The 15,310-nt window shown below is 70.6% G+C and carries 17 protein-coding genes and 1 tRNA gene; 15 read left to right on the top strand and 3 right to left on the bottom strand.

The annotated features are described in order from the left end of the window. Nucleotides 1-10: 10 nt before the first annotated feature. Nucleotides 11-2,803 carry a hypothetical protein gene (locus C6C15_RS13070; protein ID WP_105950309.1) on the bottom strand — a complete coding sequence of 931 codons (2,793 nt, stop codon included), beginning with the start codon at nucleotides 2,801-2,803 and terminating at the stop codon, nucleotides 11-13. Nucleotides 2,804-2,831: 28 nt separating this feature from the next. Continuing rightward, nucleotides 2,832-4,652: an HSP90 family protein gene (locus C6C15_RS13065; RefSeq protein ID WP_105950308.1), complete on the bottom strand. Its 1,821-nt coding sequence runs from the start codon at nucleotides 4,650-4,652 to the stop codon at nucleotides 2,832-2,834. Between the two features lie 192 nt (nucleotides 4,653-4,844). Here C6C15_RS13065 and C6C15_RS13060 point away from each other — a divergent pair. From C6C15_RS13060 to C6C15_RS13020, 9 genes are all read left to right on the top strand, one after another. Beyond that, nucleotides 4,845-4,917 (top strand) — tRNA-Trp (locus C6C15_RS13060). A gap of 39 nt (nucleotides 4,918-4,956) precedes the next feature. Beyond that, complete coding sequence (secE, locus tag C6C15_RS13055) at nucleotides 4,957-5,229, top strand: preprotein translocase subunit SecE (RefSeq protein ID WP_025102339.1); 273 nt, start codon at nucleotides 4,957-4,959, stop codon at nucleotides 5,227-5,229. A gap of 42 nt (nucleotides 5,230-5,271) precedes the next feature. Beyond that, a complete protein-coding gene (gene nusG / locus C6C15_RS13050) occupies nucleotides 5,272-6,306 on the top strand; it encodes a transcription termination/antitermination protein NusG (protein WP_060923013.1) in 1,035 nt (344 codons plus the stop codon). A 284-nt stretch (nucleotides 6,307-6,590) separates the two neighbouring features. Then, nucleotides 6,591-7,022, top strand: a complete 432-nt coding sequence (gene rplK / locus C6C15_RS13045; protein WP_025102337.1) for a 50S ribosomal protein L11 — start codon at nucleotides 6,591-6,593, stop codon at nucleotides 7,020-7,022. 11 nt (nucleotides 7,023-7,033) lie between these two features. After that, a complete protein-coding gene (gene rplA / locus C6C15_RS13040; protein ID WP_025102336.1) occupies nucleotides 7,034-7,723 on the top strand; it encodes a 50S ribosomal protein L1 in 690 nt (229 codons plus the stop codon). A gap of 199 nt (nucleotides 7,724-7,922) precedes the next feature. Then, nucleotides 7,923-8,738 (top strand): amino acid ABC transporter substrate-binding protein, encoded by an 816-nt coding sequence (locus C6C15_RS13035; protein WP_060923012.1) that lies wholly within the window; start codon nucleotides 7,923-7,925, stop codon nucleotides 8,736-8,738. Nucleotides 8,739-8,741: 3 nt separating this feature from the next. Then, nucleotides 8,742-9,407 carry an amino acid ABC transporter permease gene (locus tag C6C15_RS13030; protein WP_105950307.1) on the top strand — a complete coding sequence of 222 codons (666 nt, stop codon included), beginning with the start codon at nucleotides 8,742-8,744 and terminating at the stop codon, nucleotides 9,405-9,407. Next, complete coding sequence (locus C6C15_RS13025; protein WP_085606301.1) at nucleotides 9,394-10,197, top strand: amino acid ABC transporter ATP-binding protein; 804 nt, start codon at nucleotides 9,394-9,396, stop codon at nucleotides 10,195-10,197. Before C6C15_RS13030 ends, C6C15_RS13025 begins: the two co-directional genes overlap by 14 nt. A 40-nt stretch (nucleotides 10,198-10,237) precedes the next feature. Then, nucleotides 10,238-10,594 (top strand): iron chaperone, encoded by a 357-nt coding sequence (locus C6C15_RS13020; protein WP_105950306.1) that lies wholly within the window; start codon nucleotides 10,238-10,240, stop codon nucleotides 10,592-10,594. A 4-nt stretch (nucleotides 10,595-10,598) separates the two neighbouring features. On the opposite strand, the gene lysE is transcribed toward C6C15_RS13020, so the two are convergent. Next, nucleotides 10,599-11,252: an L-lysine exporter gene (gene lysE / locus C6C15_RS13015; RefSeq protein WP_060923008.1), complete on the bottom strand. Its 654-nt coding sequence runs from the start codon at nucleotides 11,250-11,252 to the stop codon at nucleotides 10,599-10,601. 69 nt (nucleotides 11,253-11,321) lie between these two features. Between lysE and C6C15_RS13010 the strand changes: the two genes are divergently transcribed. From C6C15_RS13010 to C6C15_RS12985, 6 genes are all read left to right on the top strand, one after another. Further along, on the top strand, nucleotides 11,322-12,206 hold the full coding sequence (locus C6C15_RS13010) for a LysR family transcriptional regulator ArgP (RefSeq protein WP_199787656.1): 885 nt from the start codon (nucleotides 11,322-11,324) through the stop codon (nucleotides 12,204-12,206). Between the two features lie 159 nt (nucleotides 12,207-12,365). Then, nucleotides 12,366-12,992, top strand: a complete 627-nt coding sequence (locus C6C15_RS13005) for a SipW-dependent-type signal peptide-containing protein (RefSeq protein WP_060923006.1) — start codon at nucleotides 12,366-12,368, stop codon at nucleotides 12,990-12,992. A gap of 42 nt (nucleotides 12,993-13,034) precedes the next feature. Next, nucleotides 13,035-13,616: a SipW-dependent-type signal peptide-containing protein gene (locus C6C15_RS13000; RefSeq protein ID WP_234024151.1), complete on the top strand. Its 582-nt coding sequence runs from the start codon at nucleotides 13,035-13,037 to the stop codon at nucleotides 13,614-13,616. Next, on the top strand, nucleotides 13,613-14,185 hold the full coding sequence (locus C6C15_RS12995; RefSeq protein WP_105950303.1) for a signal peptidase I: 573 nt from the start codon (nucleotides 13,613-13,615) through the stop codon (nucleotides 14,183-14,185). The genes C6C15_RS13000 and C6C15_RS12995 overlap by 4 nt, the downstream gene beginning before the upstream one ends. A gap of 11 nt (nucleotides 14,186-14,196) precedes the next feature. After that, complete coding sequence (locus C6C15_RS12990; RefSeq protein WP_105950302.1) at nucleotides 14,197-14,817, top strand: hypothetical protein; 621 nt, start codon at nucleotides 14,197-14,199, stop codon at nucleotides 14,815-14,817. Then, entirely contained in the window at nucleotides 14,814-15,305 is a 492-nt protein-coding gene (locus C6C15_RS12985) for a hypothetical protein (RefSeq protein ID WP_105950301.1), read from the top strand. The genes C6C15_RS12990 and C6C15_RS12985 overlap by 4 nt, the downstream gene beginning before the upstream one ends. Nucleotides 15,306-15,310: the final 5 nt, after the last annotated feature.

The raw sequence follows: 15,310 nt of genomic DNA, 5'->3' as shown, positions 1-15,310 counted from the left end.
CGGTGTCGTGTCAGCTCTCGACGAGTGCCCTGACCTCTGCGGCCTCGGCGTGCCGCCCCAGTGCCTCCAGCATGTCGCCGAGCTCCAGCGCCGCCACCTGACGCAGCGGTGGGAAGCCCTCGGCATGCTCCAGGGCGCTCCGGTACACCGGCACGGCATCGGCCGGGCGGTCGTTCCCCGCGAGCACCCGGCCCGCGAAGAGTTCCGAGCTTCCGGCGGCGCCCTGGTCGCCGAGCGCCGCGAAACCGTCGGCGGCGGTGAGAGCCGCGGCGACGGCCTCATCGGTCCGGCCCAGCTGAGCGAGCGCGCGGCCGCGAGAGTCGGTCACGTCAGCGAGCAGCCAGCCGGCTTCATGCTCCTGGGCGAGCTCGGCGACCTCGTCGAAGAGCGGGAAGGCGCGCTCGTCACCCCGGCCTGCGTAGGCCTGGCCGAGGCTGTGCAGCACCTCGGACAGCGCGCCGACGGCCTCGGGGGCACGCCGCACGATGTCCGCAGCGCCCTCCAGCAGCCGGACGGCGTCGTCGTGCTCCTCGAACCGGGCGAGGATCTTCGCCTGCTCCGTCATGGCCATGGCCTGGTCGGCGTGGGACTCCGCCTGCCCGAACAGCTCGGCCGCGTAGCCGTGTGCGCCGACCGCCTGACCGAACTCGCCGGACTCGGCGAGCGACCGGGCCAGGAGCGAGGCGGTCATGGCGCGCGAACCCGCAGGAGTCTCGGCGTTCTCCTCGCGTTGGAGCACGTCGCCGAAGAGCTCGGCTGCCTCCTCCGCGTCTCCCGCGCGGAGCATCGCCCTGGCCAGCCGGAAGTCGACGCCGGTGCGATCGCCGTCGTCCTGCAGGCGAGCGGCCAGACGGTAGCGGGCGACGGCCTTCTCGGGCTCCTCGGCGTCCTCCCAGAGCGCGCCCGCGAGCACATGGGCCTCGGCGAGAGCGCGGGTGGCGCCGAGTTCGGCGAGCAGCCGGCACACCTCGTCGGCGTCGACGGCCCCGTCCTGGTACGCACCCGTGCCGCCGCGTACGCGGGCCCGGGTCTGCAGCGCGTGGGCCCGGTGTCCGGCGGACAGGTCCTCCTGGGAGAGGAAGCGGTCGAGGAGCGTGCGACCGGCGTCGAGGTCGCCCTTGCTCAGCACGGCGCCGATCGCCACGAGGGTCGTGGTGTTGGACAGCCGGGTGTCCTCGGCCTCCGCGAACGAGCGCGCGGCGAGCTCGGCGAGGTCGAGCGCCGCATCCGGCTCCTCCGCCCGGAGGTGCAGCGACGCGCGGCTGATCGCCAGATCGCCGCGCGACCACGCGGGAAGACGGTCGGCCTCGGCCAGTTCCTCTTCGAGCGCCGCCATGGTCTCGTCGGTGTGCAGGCCGAAGGTCGCCAGGCCGAGCCGCTCCTCGAGGTCGGCCTGCGCGTCGTTCCCGGCGGCCCGAAGCGCGGCGATCCGTTCGGGGAGAAGGCGCTCGGCCTCGTCCACGCGATCGAGTGCGACGAGGATGCCGAGGTGCATCGACAGGAGCTGCGCGCGCTTGGCGGCGTCGTCGATCTCCAGGGCGTGCGGGAGGGCGGCGAGGGTCTCCTGCTCGGCGCCGAACTGCGCGAGCTGCATCGCCCGCTCGAACCAGCCGTCCGGGTCGGTCGGGGTCGTGGCCGGCGCGGGGGCGACGAACGCGTCGGAGCGGATCGGGACGTCGTAGCTCTCGTCGGCGAGAGCGCGCATCCGGGCGAGGCTGCGGGCGTGGCCGTCAGTGCCGTCCCGCTCGTCGAACTGTGCGCCGATGCGCTCGGCCGTCGACCAGGCGGTCGCGGCGAGCTCGGCGGCGCTCCACGGGCCGTCGTGCGCGCCCAGCAGCGGCACGAGCGCCGGGGCGTCGGCGCCGCGGACCGGGGTGTCGCCGTGTCCGGCGGCGGTGACGCGGTCGAGAGCGACCGCGAAGGCGGTGAGGGCGGCGAAGTGCGCGTCGACGTTGAGGCCGTCGTGGGCCAGCCACGCGATGTGCTTCTCGATCAGGGCCAGCGCCCGCGCCTCGTTGCCGGTGATCGCGGCGAACACGATGTTGTTGGCCACGATGCGCAGGTTGTCCGGGTTGTCCTTCGCCAGGCGGTAGCTGCGCAGGTGCGCGGTCTTCGCGTCCTCCGCGCGACCGGCACGCAGATACGGCAGCAGCACGCGGGACAGGGCGTGCTCCGGCTCTTCGCCGCACGAGAACCCGCCCTCGAGCATCTCCTCGACGAGGCGGATCGCGTCGGCGTCCCGGTCGGTCTCCGCGAAGAATCCCGCGAACTGGCTGCGGCTGCACGCATCGCAGTGGCTGTGCTCGTCGCGCGGCGTGGCCTCGAGCTGCACCCGGAGGGCCTCGGCGGCGTCGAACCGACCGGCATCCCAGGCGTCCTCGAAGCGGGCGGTCAGCACGCCGCTGAGGCCGAGCCCTGCGGCGCGGTAGTGCGCCTCCATGTCGTCGAGCACCGCCGCGATCTGCTCCTGCGAGAAGGCGGGGGAGGAGCGCAGGGACGACGCCATCCACTTGAACTGCCACATGAGGTCGGCCCCGCCGTTGTCGAGGTCGGCGGGGAACCGCTGCGGGTCGGCGTCGTGATGCGCCAGGCACCAGGCGAAGGAGTTGAGCATGACGTCGGTGGCCCCGACCATGTTCGCCGAGGCGGTCTGGCGCATCCGGGCCTCGTACTCCAGCCGTTCATCGCCGATCTCGATGGCCAGCGCGACGGCCTCCGCCACGAGGGCCTGCTCGGCCGGGCCCCACGGGGTGCGATCGATCTCCTCGATGAGCTGCTGGAAGCGCTTCTTCGGACGTGCCATGGAGGGCCCTTTCGGGTAGTCGGGGGTGTCAGCGCGCGTCGAAGGGGAGCGTGTCCCCCTCGATCCCGGCGGAGAGCGAGACGAGGTCGGAGAGGGCGCTGGTCATGAGCGCCCGATCGGCGTCCGAGAGCGGGTGGTGACCTGCGAGGAGCGCCTGGATGTAGAGGAGTTGGACCGTGCGCGCGAACACGGCGTCGTCCTCGACGCGGACGAGGGCGCGGACGACGCGGTTGGACCAGTTCAGGCACAGCCGCGCCGTGAGGTCGTCGTCTCGCGCGGACGAGAGCGTCTGGTCGATGCGGTCGAGCACCCCGCCCCAGAGCGTGCTCGCGATGCCCTTGGTGCGTCCGCGATCGATCGTCCGCAGCACCTCGGGATCCGCGACGTAGAGCCCGGTCAGCTCGGGGCGATCGATCGCCCTGACCACGACGGCACAGTCGGAGGCGGCGAGCACGGCGCCGGCGCGGGACTCCAACGCCATCGCGATGTCCCGGTCGTCGAGCGGCGGCGGGTCGAGGCGATCGAGCTCCCCGGTCACATCGACCTGCTCGACCGTGACCTGCGGGTAGAGGTCGGGGAGCAGGCGGATCAGATCGGCGTCATAGAGGTAGCCGCCGTTGACGAGCACCTCGTCCGAGGGGGAGATGCCCGCCACCTGGCGGAACTCGTCGACGGTCTGGGCGTAGCGCACGTGAGGGTAACGCTCCACGAGCTCGCCGATCCGCATCGTGCCGTGCGTCGTCTCCACGGTGAGCCAGCGGGTGATGAAGCGCGCGAGCTCCTCATCGTGGCGCACCAGGGACTTGAGTCCGACCTCGTGCACGGCGACGAACTGCGCGAGACGATGCGGTTCGCGCAGCCCGAGTTCGAGCACCCAGCGGCGGATCCCGGCGCCGAGCTGCTCCCGGACGCGCTCCAGGGCCGTGTCCTCGACGAGGGATTCGCGGCTCGCGGTCGGCGCGAGGCCGGTGGAGTCGACGACGGCGCGCACGAAGAAGGCCCAGTCGGGCAGGACGTCGTCGACGCGCTCGGACAGCAGCATGCGCCCCAGGTACATACGGGTCGCCTGGCGGGCGCCGGGCGGGGGTGCGAAGGGCAGCACGTACGCCAGGCCCTGCGTCCCGGTCGCCGGCTCGCTCAGCGGGATCACGTCCAGCGGGGCGGCCCCGAGCAGGTCGCGACCGTACTGCACGGCCGCCTCGATGTCGGCGGCGGGGTCGAGGAAGGGCGGCTCGCGCGTCACGTCGATGTCCCCGCCCGGCGCGTCGATGGTCACCCGCACCGGCAGGAACTCCCCGAACGTGGTCGCGAGCTCGTGCACGGCCGCCGGCCGCAGCAGCTCGTCGGCGTCGAAGCGCGGCACGAGGTGCACGCTGGTGCCGATCGGCAGGTCGTCGTCGATCTCCGCGACGCGGAACGTGCCGTCGGCGCTGCCCGTCCACTCCACCGCGGGTCCGCCTCTGGCGCTGCGGGAGCGGATGACGATGGTGTCGGCGACCATGAAGCAGCTCAGCAGCCCGATGCCGAACTGGCCGAGGAAGTCGCTCCGGGGGAGGTCGAAGATGTCCCGCTTGGAGCTGCGTCCGACGGTCGCGAGCAGATCGGCGACCTCGGCTGCGGTCAGGCCCACCCCGTCGTCGCGGAGCACGAACTCACCGGTCTGCGCGGTGAGCGGCGTGATGCGGATGCGGCTCCCGCCCCCGTCGACCTCACGGCGCGCCGCGATCGCGTCCCTCGCGTTCTGGAGCAGCTCCCGCAGATAGACCCGGGGACTGGAGTAGATGTGCCGGCTGAGCAGATCGACGACTCCGCGCAGATCCACCTGGAACTGCTGCACATCCCCACTCACATGCGTCCCTTCCTGCTTCGTCCGCCCGCCGAGCCTAGCAACAACGCGGGTTCCGCTTCCTGTTCGGCACCACCGGATCGATGCCGTATGCTTGGTGAGCAGTTGTTCTCTGCATTCTTTCGCCGTGCCTGGCGTCTACGACATCGGCCGGTGGCAGGGTGGGGAGGGCATCCCCGAGACCTCCGGGTCTCTAGGGCGGTAGCTCAATTGGCAGAGCAGCGGTCTCCAAAACCGCAGGTTGCAGGTTCGATTCCTGTCCGCCCTGCGCGTCAGCGCACGCTGACACACGAAAGGTACATTCAGGATGGATCAGGACGAACCGCGCGGCGACGTCGTCGCGGCCGGCGCCACGCGCCAGAAGAAGGGCAACCCCTTCTCCCGGTTCTTCGGGGGCATCGCCCTGTTCATCCGCCAGGTCATCGCCGAACTGCGCAAGGTCGTCACCCCGACCCGCAAGGAGCTTTTCAAGTTCACGGGTGTGGTGCTCGTCTTCGTCCTGATCGTCATGGGCATCGTCTACGGTCTCGACTACGTCTTCGGGCTCCTGACGCACTACGTGTTCGGAATCCCTGGCTGATGACCCCCGCGGCGACAGCCGCAGCTATGGAGAAGAAGCAACGTGTCTGAACGATATTCCGACGACGCCGACTGGGCGACCGCCGCAGAGCAGTCCAGCGAGGAGGACGAGGCCCAGGAGGGCAACGTGCTCGCCGCCGAGGAGCTCTCGGTCACCTCTGCCGAGCACGTCGCCGTCCACGTCGAGGACGAGGACGGCGAGCAGGAGACGGAAGACATCGACATCGACATCGACGACCCGGAGGCGGACGCCATCGTGAACGACGCTCTGAACCTGGACGAAGCCGCGGAGTCCGAAGCCGCCGCCGAGGTCCTCAACGATTCCGTGGCCGAGGAGGTCGCGGAGCAGGAGGCCGAGGCGGCCGACGAGGTCACCCCGTACGAGGGACCTGACGTGAACGGCGAGGACGACCGTCCCGCCGCCGAGTCCGACGACGACGAGTCGGCTTCCGAGGAAGACCCGTACGAGGCCTTCCGCATGGACCTGCGCATGCTCCCCGGCAAGTGGTACGTCATCCACTCGTACGCCGGCTTCGAGCGCAAGGTCAAGGCGAACATCGAGCAGCGCAAGTCGACGCTCGAGGTCGAGGACGAGATCTACCAGGTCGAGGTCCCGATGGAGGACGTCGTCGAGATCAAGAACGGCCAGCGCAAGATGGTCACCCGTGTACGCATCCCCGGCTACGTGCTGGTGCGCATGGAGCTCACGGAAGACACCTGGTCGGTCGTGCGGCACACCCCCGGCGTCACCGGCTTCGTGGGCAACGCCCACAACCCGACGCCGCTGCGCTTCGAAGAGGCCTTCAACATGCTGAAGTCCCTCGTCGAGGTCAAGGACGTCCCGACCGCCAAGAACATCGCGGCCAAGGGCGGCGTCGCCGTCGCCCGCCCGCTTCCCGCCGAGGTCGACTTCGAGATCGGCGAGACCATCACGATCAAGGAGGGCTCGTTCGCGGGTCTTCCCGGTTCGATCAGCGAGATCAAGCCGGAGAGCGGCAAGCTCACGGTCCTCGTCTCCCTCTTCGAGCGCGAGACCCCGGTCGAGCTGTCGTTCGACCAGGTCACCAAGATGATCTGACACTGTCTCGAGAACGGCCGCCTCTTCAGGGGCGGCCGTTTTCTTTCCCCCGACCCACCCCCTTTCGTGTCTCCCGGCCCTTTGCGGACGCACGCATAGGGCCGGCTCGTACGGAAGGGGCCGGCTCGCCAGCGGGGGAGAGATCAGGTAGACTTACGTGGTTTGTGCGATAGCCCGCATGGGTCCCTGAGCTTGTCGAAGGGCGCGCAGACGACCACGGGCCGGAGAGGCCGGAGCCGTGGGAGAAGCGGATGCTCGCATCCGCCTCGAGGAAAGGAAAGAGAATGGCACCGAAGAAGAAGGTGACCGGCCTGATCAAGCTTCAGATCAACGCCGGTGCCGCCAACCCGGCGCCGCCGATCGGCCCCGCGCTCGGTCAGCATGGCGTCAACATCATGGAGTTCTGCAAGGCGTACAACGCCGCGACCGAGTCGCAGCGCGGCAACGTCATCCCCGTCGAGATCACCGTCTACGAGGACCGCAGCTTCACCTTCGTCCTGAAGACCCCGCCCGCGGCGGAGCTCATCAAGAAGGCCGCCGGCGTGCAGAAGGCTTCGGCCACCCCGCACACCGTCAAGGTCGGCAAGATCACCAAGGACCAGGTCCGTCAGATCGCCGAGCAGAAGCAGGCCGACCTGAACGCGAACGACATCGAGGCCGCCTCGAAGATCATCGCCGGAACCGCCCGTTCCATGGGCATCACGGTCGAGGGCTGAGGAGAATAATCATGGCTACCAAGTCCAAGGCTTACAAGGCTGCCGCCGAGAAGATCGAGGCAGACCGTTTCTACACGCCGTCCGAGGCCGTCGCGCTCGCGAAGGAGACCGGTTCGGCGAAGTTCGACTCGACCGTCGAGGTCGCGCTGAAGCTCGCCGTCGACCCGCGCAAGGCGGACCAGATGGTGCGCGGCACCGTCATCCTGCCCCACGGCACCGGTAAGACCGCCCGCGTCATCGTGTTCGCCACCGGCCCCGCGGCCGAGGCTGCGATCGCCGCCGGCGCCGATGAGGTCGGCGGCGCCGAGCTCATCCAGAAGGTCGCCGACGGCTGGACCAACTTTGACTCCGCGGTCTCGACCCCGGAGCTCATGGGCCAGGTCGGTCGTCTCGGCAAGGTGCTCGGTCCCCGTGGCCTGATGCCGAACCCGAAGACCGGCACCGTGACTCCGAACCCGGCCAAGGCCGTCGAGGAGATCAAGGGCGGAAAGATCGAGTTCCGCGTCGACAAGCACGCCAACGTGCACTTCGTCATCGGCAAGGCCTCGTTCTCGGCCGAGCAGCTGAACGAGAACATCGACGCCGCTCTCGAGGAGATCGTCCGCCTCAAGCCGTCCAGCGCCAAGGGCCGTTACATCCAGAAGGGTGCGGTGTCGACCACGTTCGGCCCCGGCATCCCGCTGGACGTCAACGCCATCTGACGCGTCGACGGGTCTCGCACCCGTCGCACCGAACGCCCCCGGGTCCTCCTCGGGGGCGTTCTGCGTTCCCGGAGGCCTCGCCGCCCCGACATCCGGCGTCATCCGATGCGGGCAAGGTCGGAGGCGCCGCGTACTGTGGGGGAGTTCCCGCGGTCGTCGCGTAAACTCGCATCCGCGCTTTCTCGCCCCAGGAGGGTCCATGTCCCGTCGTCTCATCGCCGTCACCGCACTCGTCGTCGCCGCCGCGGCCCTGACCGCCTGCAGCGGCTCGAGCACGCCCGCGAGCACCGACGGGGAGAGTGCCGCCGGCTCCGACTTCGGCCTGGTCAAGGACGGCACGCTGACGGTCGCGACCGAGGGCACCTACCGCCCGTTCAGCTTCCACGCCGACGGCGGCTCCGGCGATCTCACCGGCTACGACGTCGAGATCATCCAGGCCGTCGCCGACGAGCTCGGCCTGAAGGTCGAGTTCCAGGAGACCCAGTGGGACGCGATCTTCGCGGGCCTCGATGCCGGCCGCTTCGACGTGATCGCGAACCAGGTGTCGATCAACGACGAGCGCGAGGCGAAGTACCTCTTCAGCACCCCGTACACGGTGTCGCCCGGCGTGATCGTGGTCAAGGAGGACGACGACTCCATCTCCTCCTTCGACGACCTCGAGGGCAAGACGACGGCCCAGTCCCTCACGAGCAACTGGTACGAGCTGGCCACCGAGTCCGGTGCCAAGGTCGAGGGCGTCGAGGGCTGGGCGCAGGCCGTGGAGCTCCTCCGCCAGGGGCGGGTGGACGCGACCGTCAACGACAAGCTGACCTTCCTCGACTACGAGACGACCAACAGCCCGACGGGCCTGAAGATCGCCGCGGAGACCGACGACGCCGGGGAGCAGGCCTTCGTGTTCACGAAGGACAAGGAGGCGCTCGTCGATGCGGTCGACGAGGCGCTCGACAAGCTCCGTGCCGACGGCACCCTGGCCGAGATCAGCGAGAAGTACTTCGGCGAAGACGTCTCGCAGTAGGCGATGCAGAATCCCTGGGAGCTCTTCCTCTCCTCGCTCGGGCCGATCGCCTGGGCGGGGCTGACGGCGACGATCCCGCTCGCCCTGGTGTCGTTCGTCCTGGGGCTCGTGATCGCGATCGGCATGGCGCTGATGCGGATCTCGGTGCATCCAGTCGTGTCCGGCATCGCGCGGTTCTACATCTCGGTGATCCGCGGCACGCCGATGCTCGTGCAGCTCTTCGTGATCTTCTTCGGCCTGCCGTCCGTCGGGGTGACCCTCGATCCGTGGCCGAGCGCCATCATCGCACTCTCGCTCAACGTCGGCGGCTACGGCGCCGAGGTCGTGCGGGCGGCGATCCTCTCGGTCCCGAAGGGGCAGTGGGAGGCCGCGTACACGGTGGGGATGAACCGCACCCGCACGTTGACCCGCATCATCCTGCCGCAGGCCGCCCGGGTGTCGGTGCCGCCGCTGTCCAACACGTTCATCTCGCTCGTGAAGGACACCTCCCTCACCTCGCTGATCCTCGTGACGGAGCTGTTCAAGGTGGCGCAGCAGATCGCCTCCGCCACGCTCGAGTTCATGGTGCTGTACCTGGCTGCGGCGCTGGTCTACTGGGTGATCTGCCTGGTGCTCTCCTTCGGGCAGAGCGCCCTGGAGAGGAGGCTCGACGGTCGTGTCGCGCACTGACCCCACGGCCGAACCGCTGCTCACCGCACGGGGCCTGCACAAGAGCTTCGGCACCACCGAGGTGCTGCGCGGCTTCGACCTCACCCTGCACCGCGGCGAGGTCGTGGTGCTCATCGGGCCCAGCGGCTCGGGGAAGACGACCGTCCTGCGCGCCCTGAACGGCCTGGAGACCCCGGACGCCGGCACCATCGCGATGGCCGGGGGCCCGGAGATCGACTTCGCACCGGAGATCCGCCCGAAGCCCCGCGTCGCGAAGCAGCAGCGGCTCGCGTTGCGTGACCGGTCGGCGATGGTGTTCCAGCATCACAACCTCTTCCCGCACCTGACCGTGCTGGAGAACGTGATCGAAGGGCCGTGGCGGGTGCAGGGCCGTCCGAAGGCCGAGGTCGTCGCCGAGGCGCAGGCGCTGCTCGCCCGGGTCGGTCTCGCCGACAAGGCGGACGCGCGGCCGCATCAGCTCTCCGGCGGGCAGCAGCAGCGGGTGGGCATCGTGCGGGCACTGGCCCTGCAGCCGGACCTGCTGCTGTTCGACGAGCCGACGAGCGCGCTCGACCCGGAGCTCGTGGGAGAGGTGCTGCTCGTCATCAAGGAGCTCGCCGATGAGGGATGGACGATGGCCGTCGTCACCCACGAGCTGAGCTTCGCCCGCGAGGCCGCAGACCATGTGCTCTTCCTGGACGACGGCGTCGTCGTCGAGCAGGGGCCGCCCGCCGAGCTGTTCAGCGCTCCGCAGCACGAGCGCACGCAGCGGTTCCTCACCCGCATCCTCCGGCCCCTCGACGGCGCGTGAGTCCTCGACCCCGCGGGCGATCGGTGGCAGGATGCGGTGCGTGGGCACCATCGACGACTACCTGACCGATCTCGACGCCGCAGACCGTGCGGTGATCGATGGCGTGTACGCGATCGCCACGGAGGAGGTGCCGGAGGCGGAACAGGGCACCGGCTACGGCATGCCGGCGCTCGTGTACGACGGCAAGCCGCTGCTCTCGGTGATGCGTGCGAAGAAGCACATCGGCGTCTACCCGTTCAGCCCCGAGGCGGTCGCCGCCGTGGCGGGCCTCCTCGACGGTCACCCCGGGGTCAGCCTCGACAAGGGGACGATCCGGTTCCAGCCGGAGCACCCCCTGCCGGTGGAGGCGGTCCGCGCGCTCATCCGGGCGCGGGTGACGCAGATCGAGGCCGGGTGAACGCCTAGGCGCCCAGCACCGGGAGCACGAGGCTCACCGCGAGCGTGATCATCACGACCGCGATCACCGCGTCGAGGAGGCGCCAGGAGCGCGGGGTGCGCAGCCACCGTCCGAGGTAGCGGGCGCCGAAGCCGAGGGCGGTGAACCAGAGGATGCTCGCCGCGACCGCCCCCGCCGCGAACAGCCACCGCTCCTCGCCGTGCGTCGCCGCGATCGACCCGAGCATCAGCACCGTGTCGAGGTACACGTGCGGGTTCAGCCACGTCAACGCCAGCGTCGTGAGGATCACCGGGGCGAGGCGGGTGCGGGTGAGCGTGCCGGTGCCCCCGGACGCCTCGAGGACCGGGGCGTCGCCCCCGTCGACCACCAGCTCCTCGCCGCCACGCCAGGCCCGCCGCGCCGCGAGCAGGCCGTACCCGAGCAGGAACAGCGCCCCTGCCCAGCGAGCCACGACGACGAGCCAGGGGGCGGCTGACAGCACGAACCCGAGCCCGGCGACGCCGGCGATGATCAGCACGGCGTCGGAGAGCGCGCACACGATCACGACGGCGAGGACGTGCTCGCGCCGGATGCCCTGACGCAGCACGAAGACGTTCTGCGCGCCGATCGCGACGATGAGGGAGAGACCGAGGCCGAGACCGGCGAGGACGGTGAGCATGTGTCGAGCCTAGGAGGGCTGAGCATGAGGTGCAGCGAAGATTCCTTCCGCACCATTAGCATCGCTGATGTGAGGATCGACCCGGAGCTCGCCGCCACGCTGGCCACCGTCGCCGACGAGGGCACCCTCGATGCCGCGTCGCGTCGACTGCAGGTCACCCCATCCGCGGTCAGTCAGCGTCTCAAGGCGCTGGAGCAGCAACTCGGGCGGATCCTCCTCGTGCGCAGCAAGCCGGTCCGTCTCACCGAGGCGGGGGAATCCGTCGTGCGGCTCGCGCGGCAGATCGCCCTCCTCGAGCAGGATGCGCTTGCCGGGGTCGGGATCGAGGAAGGCGGTGGAGGGCGCCGCATCACGGTGCCCCTGGCCGTCAATGCGGACTCCCTGGCGACCTGGTTCCTCCCTCCGATGGCCCGGCTCTCGGCTGTGCACGACATCGATCTGGATCTTCATCGCGACGATCAGAACTTCACCGCGCGCCTGCTCGAATCGGGGACCGTCATGGCGGCGGTCACGAGCGAGGCCACGGCGGTCGCGGGGTGCACGGTCACGCCCCTCGGCGTGCTCGAGTACCGCGCCATGGCCGAAGCCGCCTACGCCCGTCGATGGTTCCCGGACGGCGTGACCCCCGGTGCTCTGGCGCACGCGCCGTTCGTCGACTTCGACCGCCGGGACACCCTCCAGCACGAGTGGCTGGCCGCGCGGGGAGTGCCGGCGGCCGGGGTTCCCCGGCACTACGTCCCGGCGTCGCACGACTATGCGCTGGCCGTCGGCCTCGGGCTGGGGTGGGGGATGGTGCCGCGGCTGCAGGAGGTGCCGGGACTCGTGGCGCTGGGCGGTCCGATCCTGCGCGTGGCGCTGTACTGGCAGCAGTGGAACCTGCGCTCCGCGCTGCTCGACACGATCGCGTCCGAGGTCGCGGGGGAGGCGCGCCGGGTGCTCGCTCGCGAACCCTGACGGGGCCGGGACGGCGTCGGCGCGTGGGCGAGGCTGACGACGGCTGCCGCGAAGAGGGGCTTGTCCTCGCCCCCGGGGTCCGGCAATATACCAGCACGCGGGAGGCCTGAGCTCTACTCGTCGGGCATCGCGCAGACCGGATTCCTGAGGGGGGAAAAGATGGCGACGAAGACGACGCAACGAAAAGTCCTTGCGGTGCTCGCGGGTGGTCTCGTCCTGGGTGTGGGGGTGGCGGGAGTTCTCGCCGCCTGGAACGACTCCGAGTTCGCGACCGGGACGTTCACGGCCGGGGCCTTCGACCTGGAGGGCTCCACGGATGGCACGACTTTCAGTGACCACAACGTGGATGACGGCGACACGGCAGCGGCACTGGCCTTCACTCTGCCGGCGGGGGTGGTCGGCAATATGTCGCCGTCCGACACCGTTTACGCCGGCCTCTGGGTGCGGCTCGCCGCCGGGACGACGACGGGAGCCGATCTGGTCGCCGACGGGACGACCGCGGACCCGGCGGCGAGTTCGAACACGGACCATCTGTCCTACGCGGTCTATCAACTCGCGCCCGGGGCGACATGCGACGCGGCCTCGGCGGTCGGCACCCCCATCGCGACCGGGGCCACGCTCGACGCGCAGACCGGTGTGACGACCGTACCTCTCACCGAGGGCGCGACCGCCGACACGGCCGGCACCGCGGTGCAGCTCTGCTTCGCCGTGACGGCGGATGCCGCGCTGGAGCCGGGGTTGGTGACGGACGCCACGTGGAAGTTCACGGCCACGTCCACGAGCTGAGTCTTCATGGACACCCGCAGAGTGAGGCGGGAGAAGGGACGGATGCGCTCCCGCCGGATCCGGGCGATACTCGCCGGGGGTCTCGTGCTGGGCGTCGGCGCGACCGCGACCCTCGCCGCCTGGAACGACTCCGAACACGGCGCCGCGACCTTCACGGCGGGCCGCTTCGACATCGTCGGGGCCACCGACGGGACGACCTTCTCCAGTCACGCGACGGCGGGAACGGCGGCCGCGCTGAACTTCCAGCTGCCGCCCACCGCCATGGCACCGGGAACGACGACGTACGCGCTGTTCAGCGTGCGGACCGCGAACCCCTCGGTGGCCGGGGTGCTGCAGCTCACGCCGGGAACACCGGGTGGAACGGGATTGGCGACGTATCTCACCTATGGGGTGCGGACGATAACCGGAACCTCCTGCACGGCGGCGACGTATCCGGCGGGGACCGCTGTCGTTCCTGACGGGTCCACCCTCACGACGGCGGGGACGACGACGCAGGCGGTCGCGGCGAACGGGGCGGCGCAGGTGAACTACTGCTTCGCGGTGACCCTGCCCACGGCGGCGGGGAACGGCGCGCAAGGGCTCACGATGACCCAGACCTGGCAGATCCAGGGAACGTCGTCATGACCAGGACCCGTCGGGAAGGGCGAGCACGGACCGGCGAGGCGGTCGGGGCTCGCGGACGCGGGCGGAGGATGCTGGGCGATCTCCTCCTGTGGTGCGCCGCTGCGGCCGGCACCATCTGCATCGTCCTCGTGATCCTCGCCGCGACGTCGCAGATCACGCTCATCCTGTTCCGGACGGGATCGATGGCGCCGACGATCCCCGCCGGCTCCGTGGCGGTCGTGCAGCGCGTGCCCGCGGAGGAGGTCGAGGTCGGGGACGTCGTGACGGTCGACCGGCCCGGTGAGCTCCCGGTGACCCATCGCGTCACGGCCGTCGAACCGGGAGCCGCCGAGGACGAGCGGATGCTCACCCTGCGCGGCGACGCCAACGCGGCGGAGGATCCCGTCGCGTACCCGGTGTCCTCCGTCCGCACGGTGCTCTTCGCGGTGCCAGGGGCGGCCGCCGTGGTGGTGGCGCTGGGTGACCCGGTGGTCCTCGCCGTGCTGACGATCGCGGCGACGGCGCTCGTGGTCTGGGCCTTCTGGCCGCGGACGCCGCGGCGGGCCCCGGTGCGCACGGAGGGGTCGTGAGACGGCGCGGGGTGGCGGCCCTCTTCGCGGCGCCTCTCCTGCTCGCCGTGGCGGTTCCGGGCGTCGCCCGGGCGGAGCCGACATCGGAGGTGATCCAGGGCGACGTGCTGCGGCTCGTCTCGATCGCGGACTGGGACTCCGCCGGAGGCATGCTTCCCGGCCAGCCCGTGCAGTGGGATGTCGAGGTCAGCGCCGACGCCGAGGAGCCCGGACGGATCCGCATCGGCGTGCGGGCGACGGGGGACGCCCGCCTCCGGGTGGACATCGCGCTGTGTTCCGAACCCTGGGGTGCCTCGGGGTGCGCGTCCGGTTCGACGGTCGTCCGCGATGACTGGAGCATCCCCCGGGACGGTGCCGAGGTGCCGGTGACCGAGATCGCACATTCTGAGACCGCCCACCTCCGTCTCGCGATCGCGCTGGATCCTGCGGATGGTGCCGGGACGACCGAGGTGCAGGTCGTCGCGCATGGGGCGGGGGAGACGGTGCTCGCCGGCCCGGGCGGCGGGCTCGCGACGACGGGGCCCTCGCCGGGGATCGCGCCCCTGATCGTGGCGGCGGGGCTGGTCGTGGTCGGCGGCGCCGCCCTCGGCGCCGGTCGGCGCCGTTCTGGCGGTGGGGAGGTGCCGCGATGAAGCGCGATCGACGGAGGGGCGCCGGGGTCGTCGCGGTCGCCCTGCTCTGTGCCGCCTTCTCCGCGTCGTCCGTCGAGTCCACGGCGGCGCGCTTCACGGATGTCGAACACGCCGCGGGATCCTTCACCGCATCGCGGCTGGTCGCGCCGTCCATCACCTCCTGCACGGTGTCGAGCCTGCTCGGTACCTTCACCGGCTTCACGATCACCTGGACCTCGCCGTACCTGAAGGCGCAGCAGCGGCTGTCGATCAACACCGTCGTCGTCGACAATGGCTCGGTCAGCCAGAGCGGGAGCGGGCCCTACGCGTACTCGACCACGATCAGCTCGGGCCTGCTGAGCACCTTGCTCGGAAGCCTGCTCGGCTCGTCCAACACGGTGCGGGTCGAGGCCGTTCTCCCCGGAACGTCCTGGGTCTCGCCCGCCGCGACGCGAACGCTGTCGGTGGGCGGACTGCTCGGTCTGGGCGGGAACAACACGTGCACGTGAGCACG

It is taken from the genome of Microbacterium sp. str. 'China' (assembly GCF_002993305.1).
GTDB classification, from domain to species: Bacteria; Actinomycetota; Actinomycetes; order Actinomycetales; family Microbacteriaceae; genus Microbacterium; species Microbacterium paraoxydans.
This window is presented reverse-complemented; position numbering and strand designations above follow the sequence as displayed.

What these genes read in the sequence shown, in the direction of transcription:
- C6C15_RS13035 (WP_060923012.1), top strand. Translation starts at nt 7,923, where the DNA reads ATGTCCCGTCGTCTCATCGCCGTCACCGCACTCGTCGTCGCCGCCGCG.
- C6C15_RS13070 (WP_105950309.1), bottom strand. Translation starts at nt 2,803, where the DNA reads ATGGCACGTCCGAAGAAGCGCTTCCAGCAGCTCATCGAGGAGATCGAT.
- rplA (WP_025102336.1), top strand. Translation starts at nt 7,034, where the DNA reads ATGGCTACCAAGTCCAAGGCTTACAAGGCTGCCGCCGAGAAGATCGAG.
- rplK (WP_025102337.1), top strand. Translation starts at nt 6,591, where the DNA reads ATGGCACCGAAGAAGAAGGTGACCGGCCTGATCAAGCTTCAGATCAAC.
- lysE (WP_060923008.1), bottom strand. Translation starts at nt 11,252, where the DNA reads ATGCTCACCGTCCTCGCCGGTCTCGGCCTCGGTCTCTCCCTCATCGTC.
- C6C15_RS12995 (WP_105950303.1), top strand. Translation starts at nt 13,613, where the DNA reads ATGACCAGGACCCGTCGGGAAGGGCGAGCACGGACCGGCGAGGCGGTC.
- C6C15_RS13030 (WP_105950307.1), top strand. Translation starts at nt 8,742, where the DNA reads ATGCAGAATCCCTGGGAGCTCTTCCTCTCCTCGCTCGGGCCGATCGCC.
- C6C15_RS13000 (WP_234024151.1), top strand. Translation starts at nt 13,035, where the DNA reads ATGCGCTCCCGCCGGATCCGGGCGATACTCGCCGGGGGTCTCGTGCTG.
- secE (WP_025102339.1), top strand. Translation starts at nt 4,957, where the DNA reads ATGGATCAGGACGAACCGCGCGGCGACGTCGTCGCGGCCGGCGCCACG.
- C6C15_RS12985 (WP_105950301.1), top strand. Translation starts at nt 14,814, where the DNA reads ATGAAGCGCGATCGACGGAGGGGCGCCGGGGTCGTCGCGGTCGCCCTG.
- C6C15_RS13005 (WP_060923006.1), top strand. Translation starts at nt 12,366, where the DNA reads ATGGCGACGAAGACGACGCAACGAAAAGTCCTTGCGGTGCTCGCGGGT.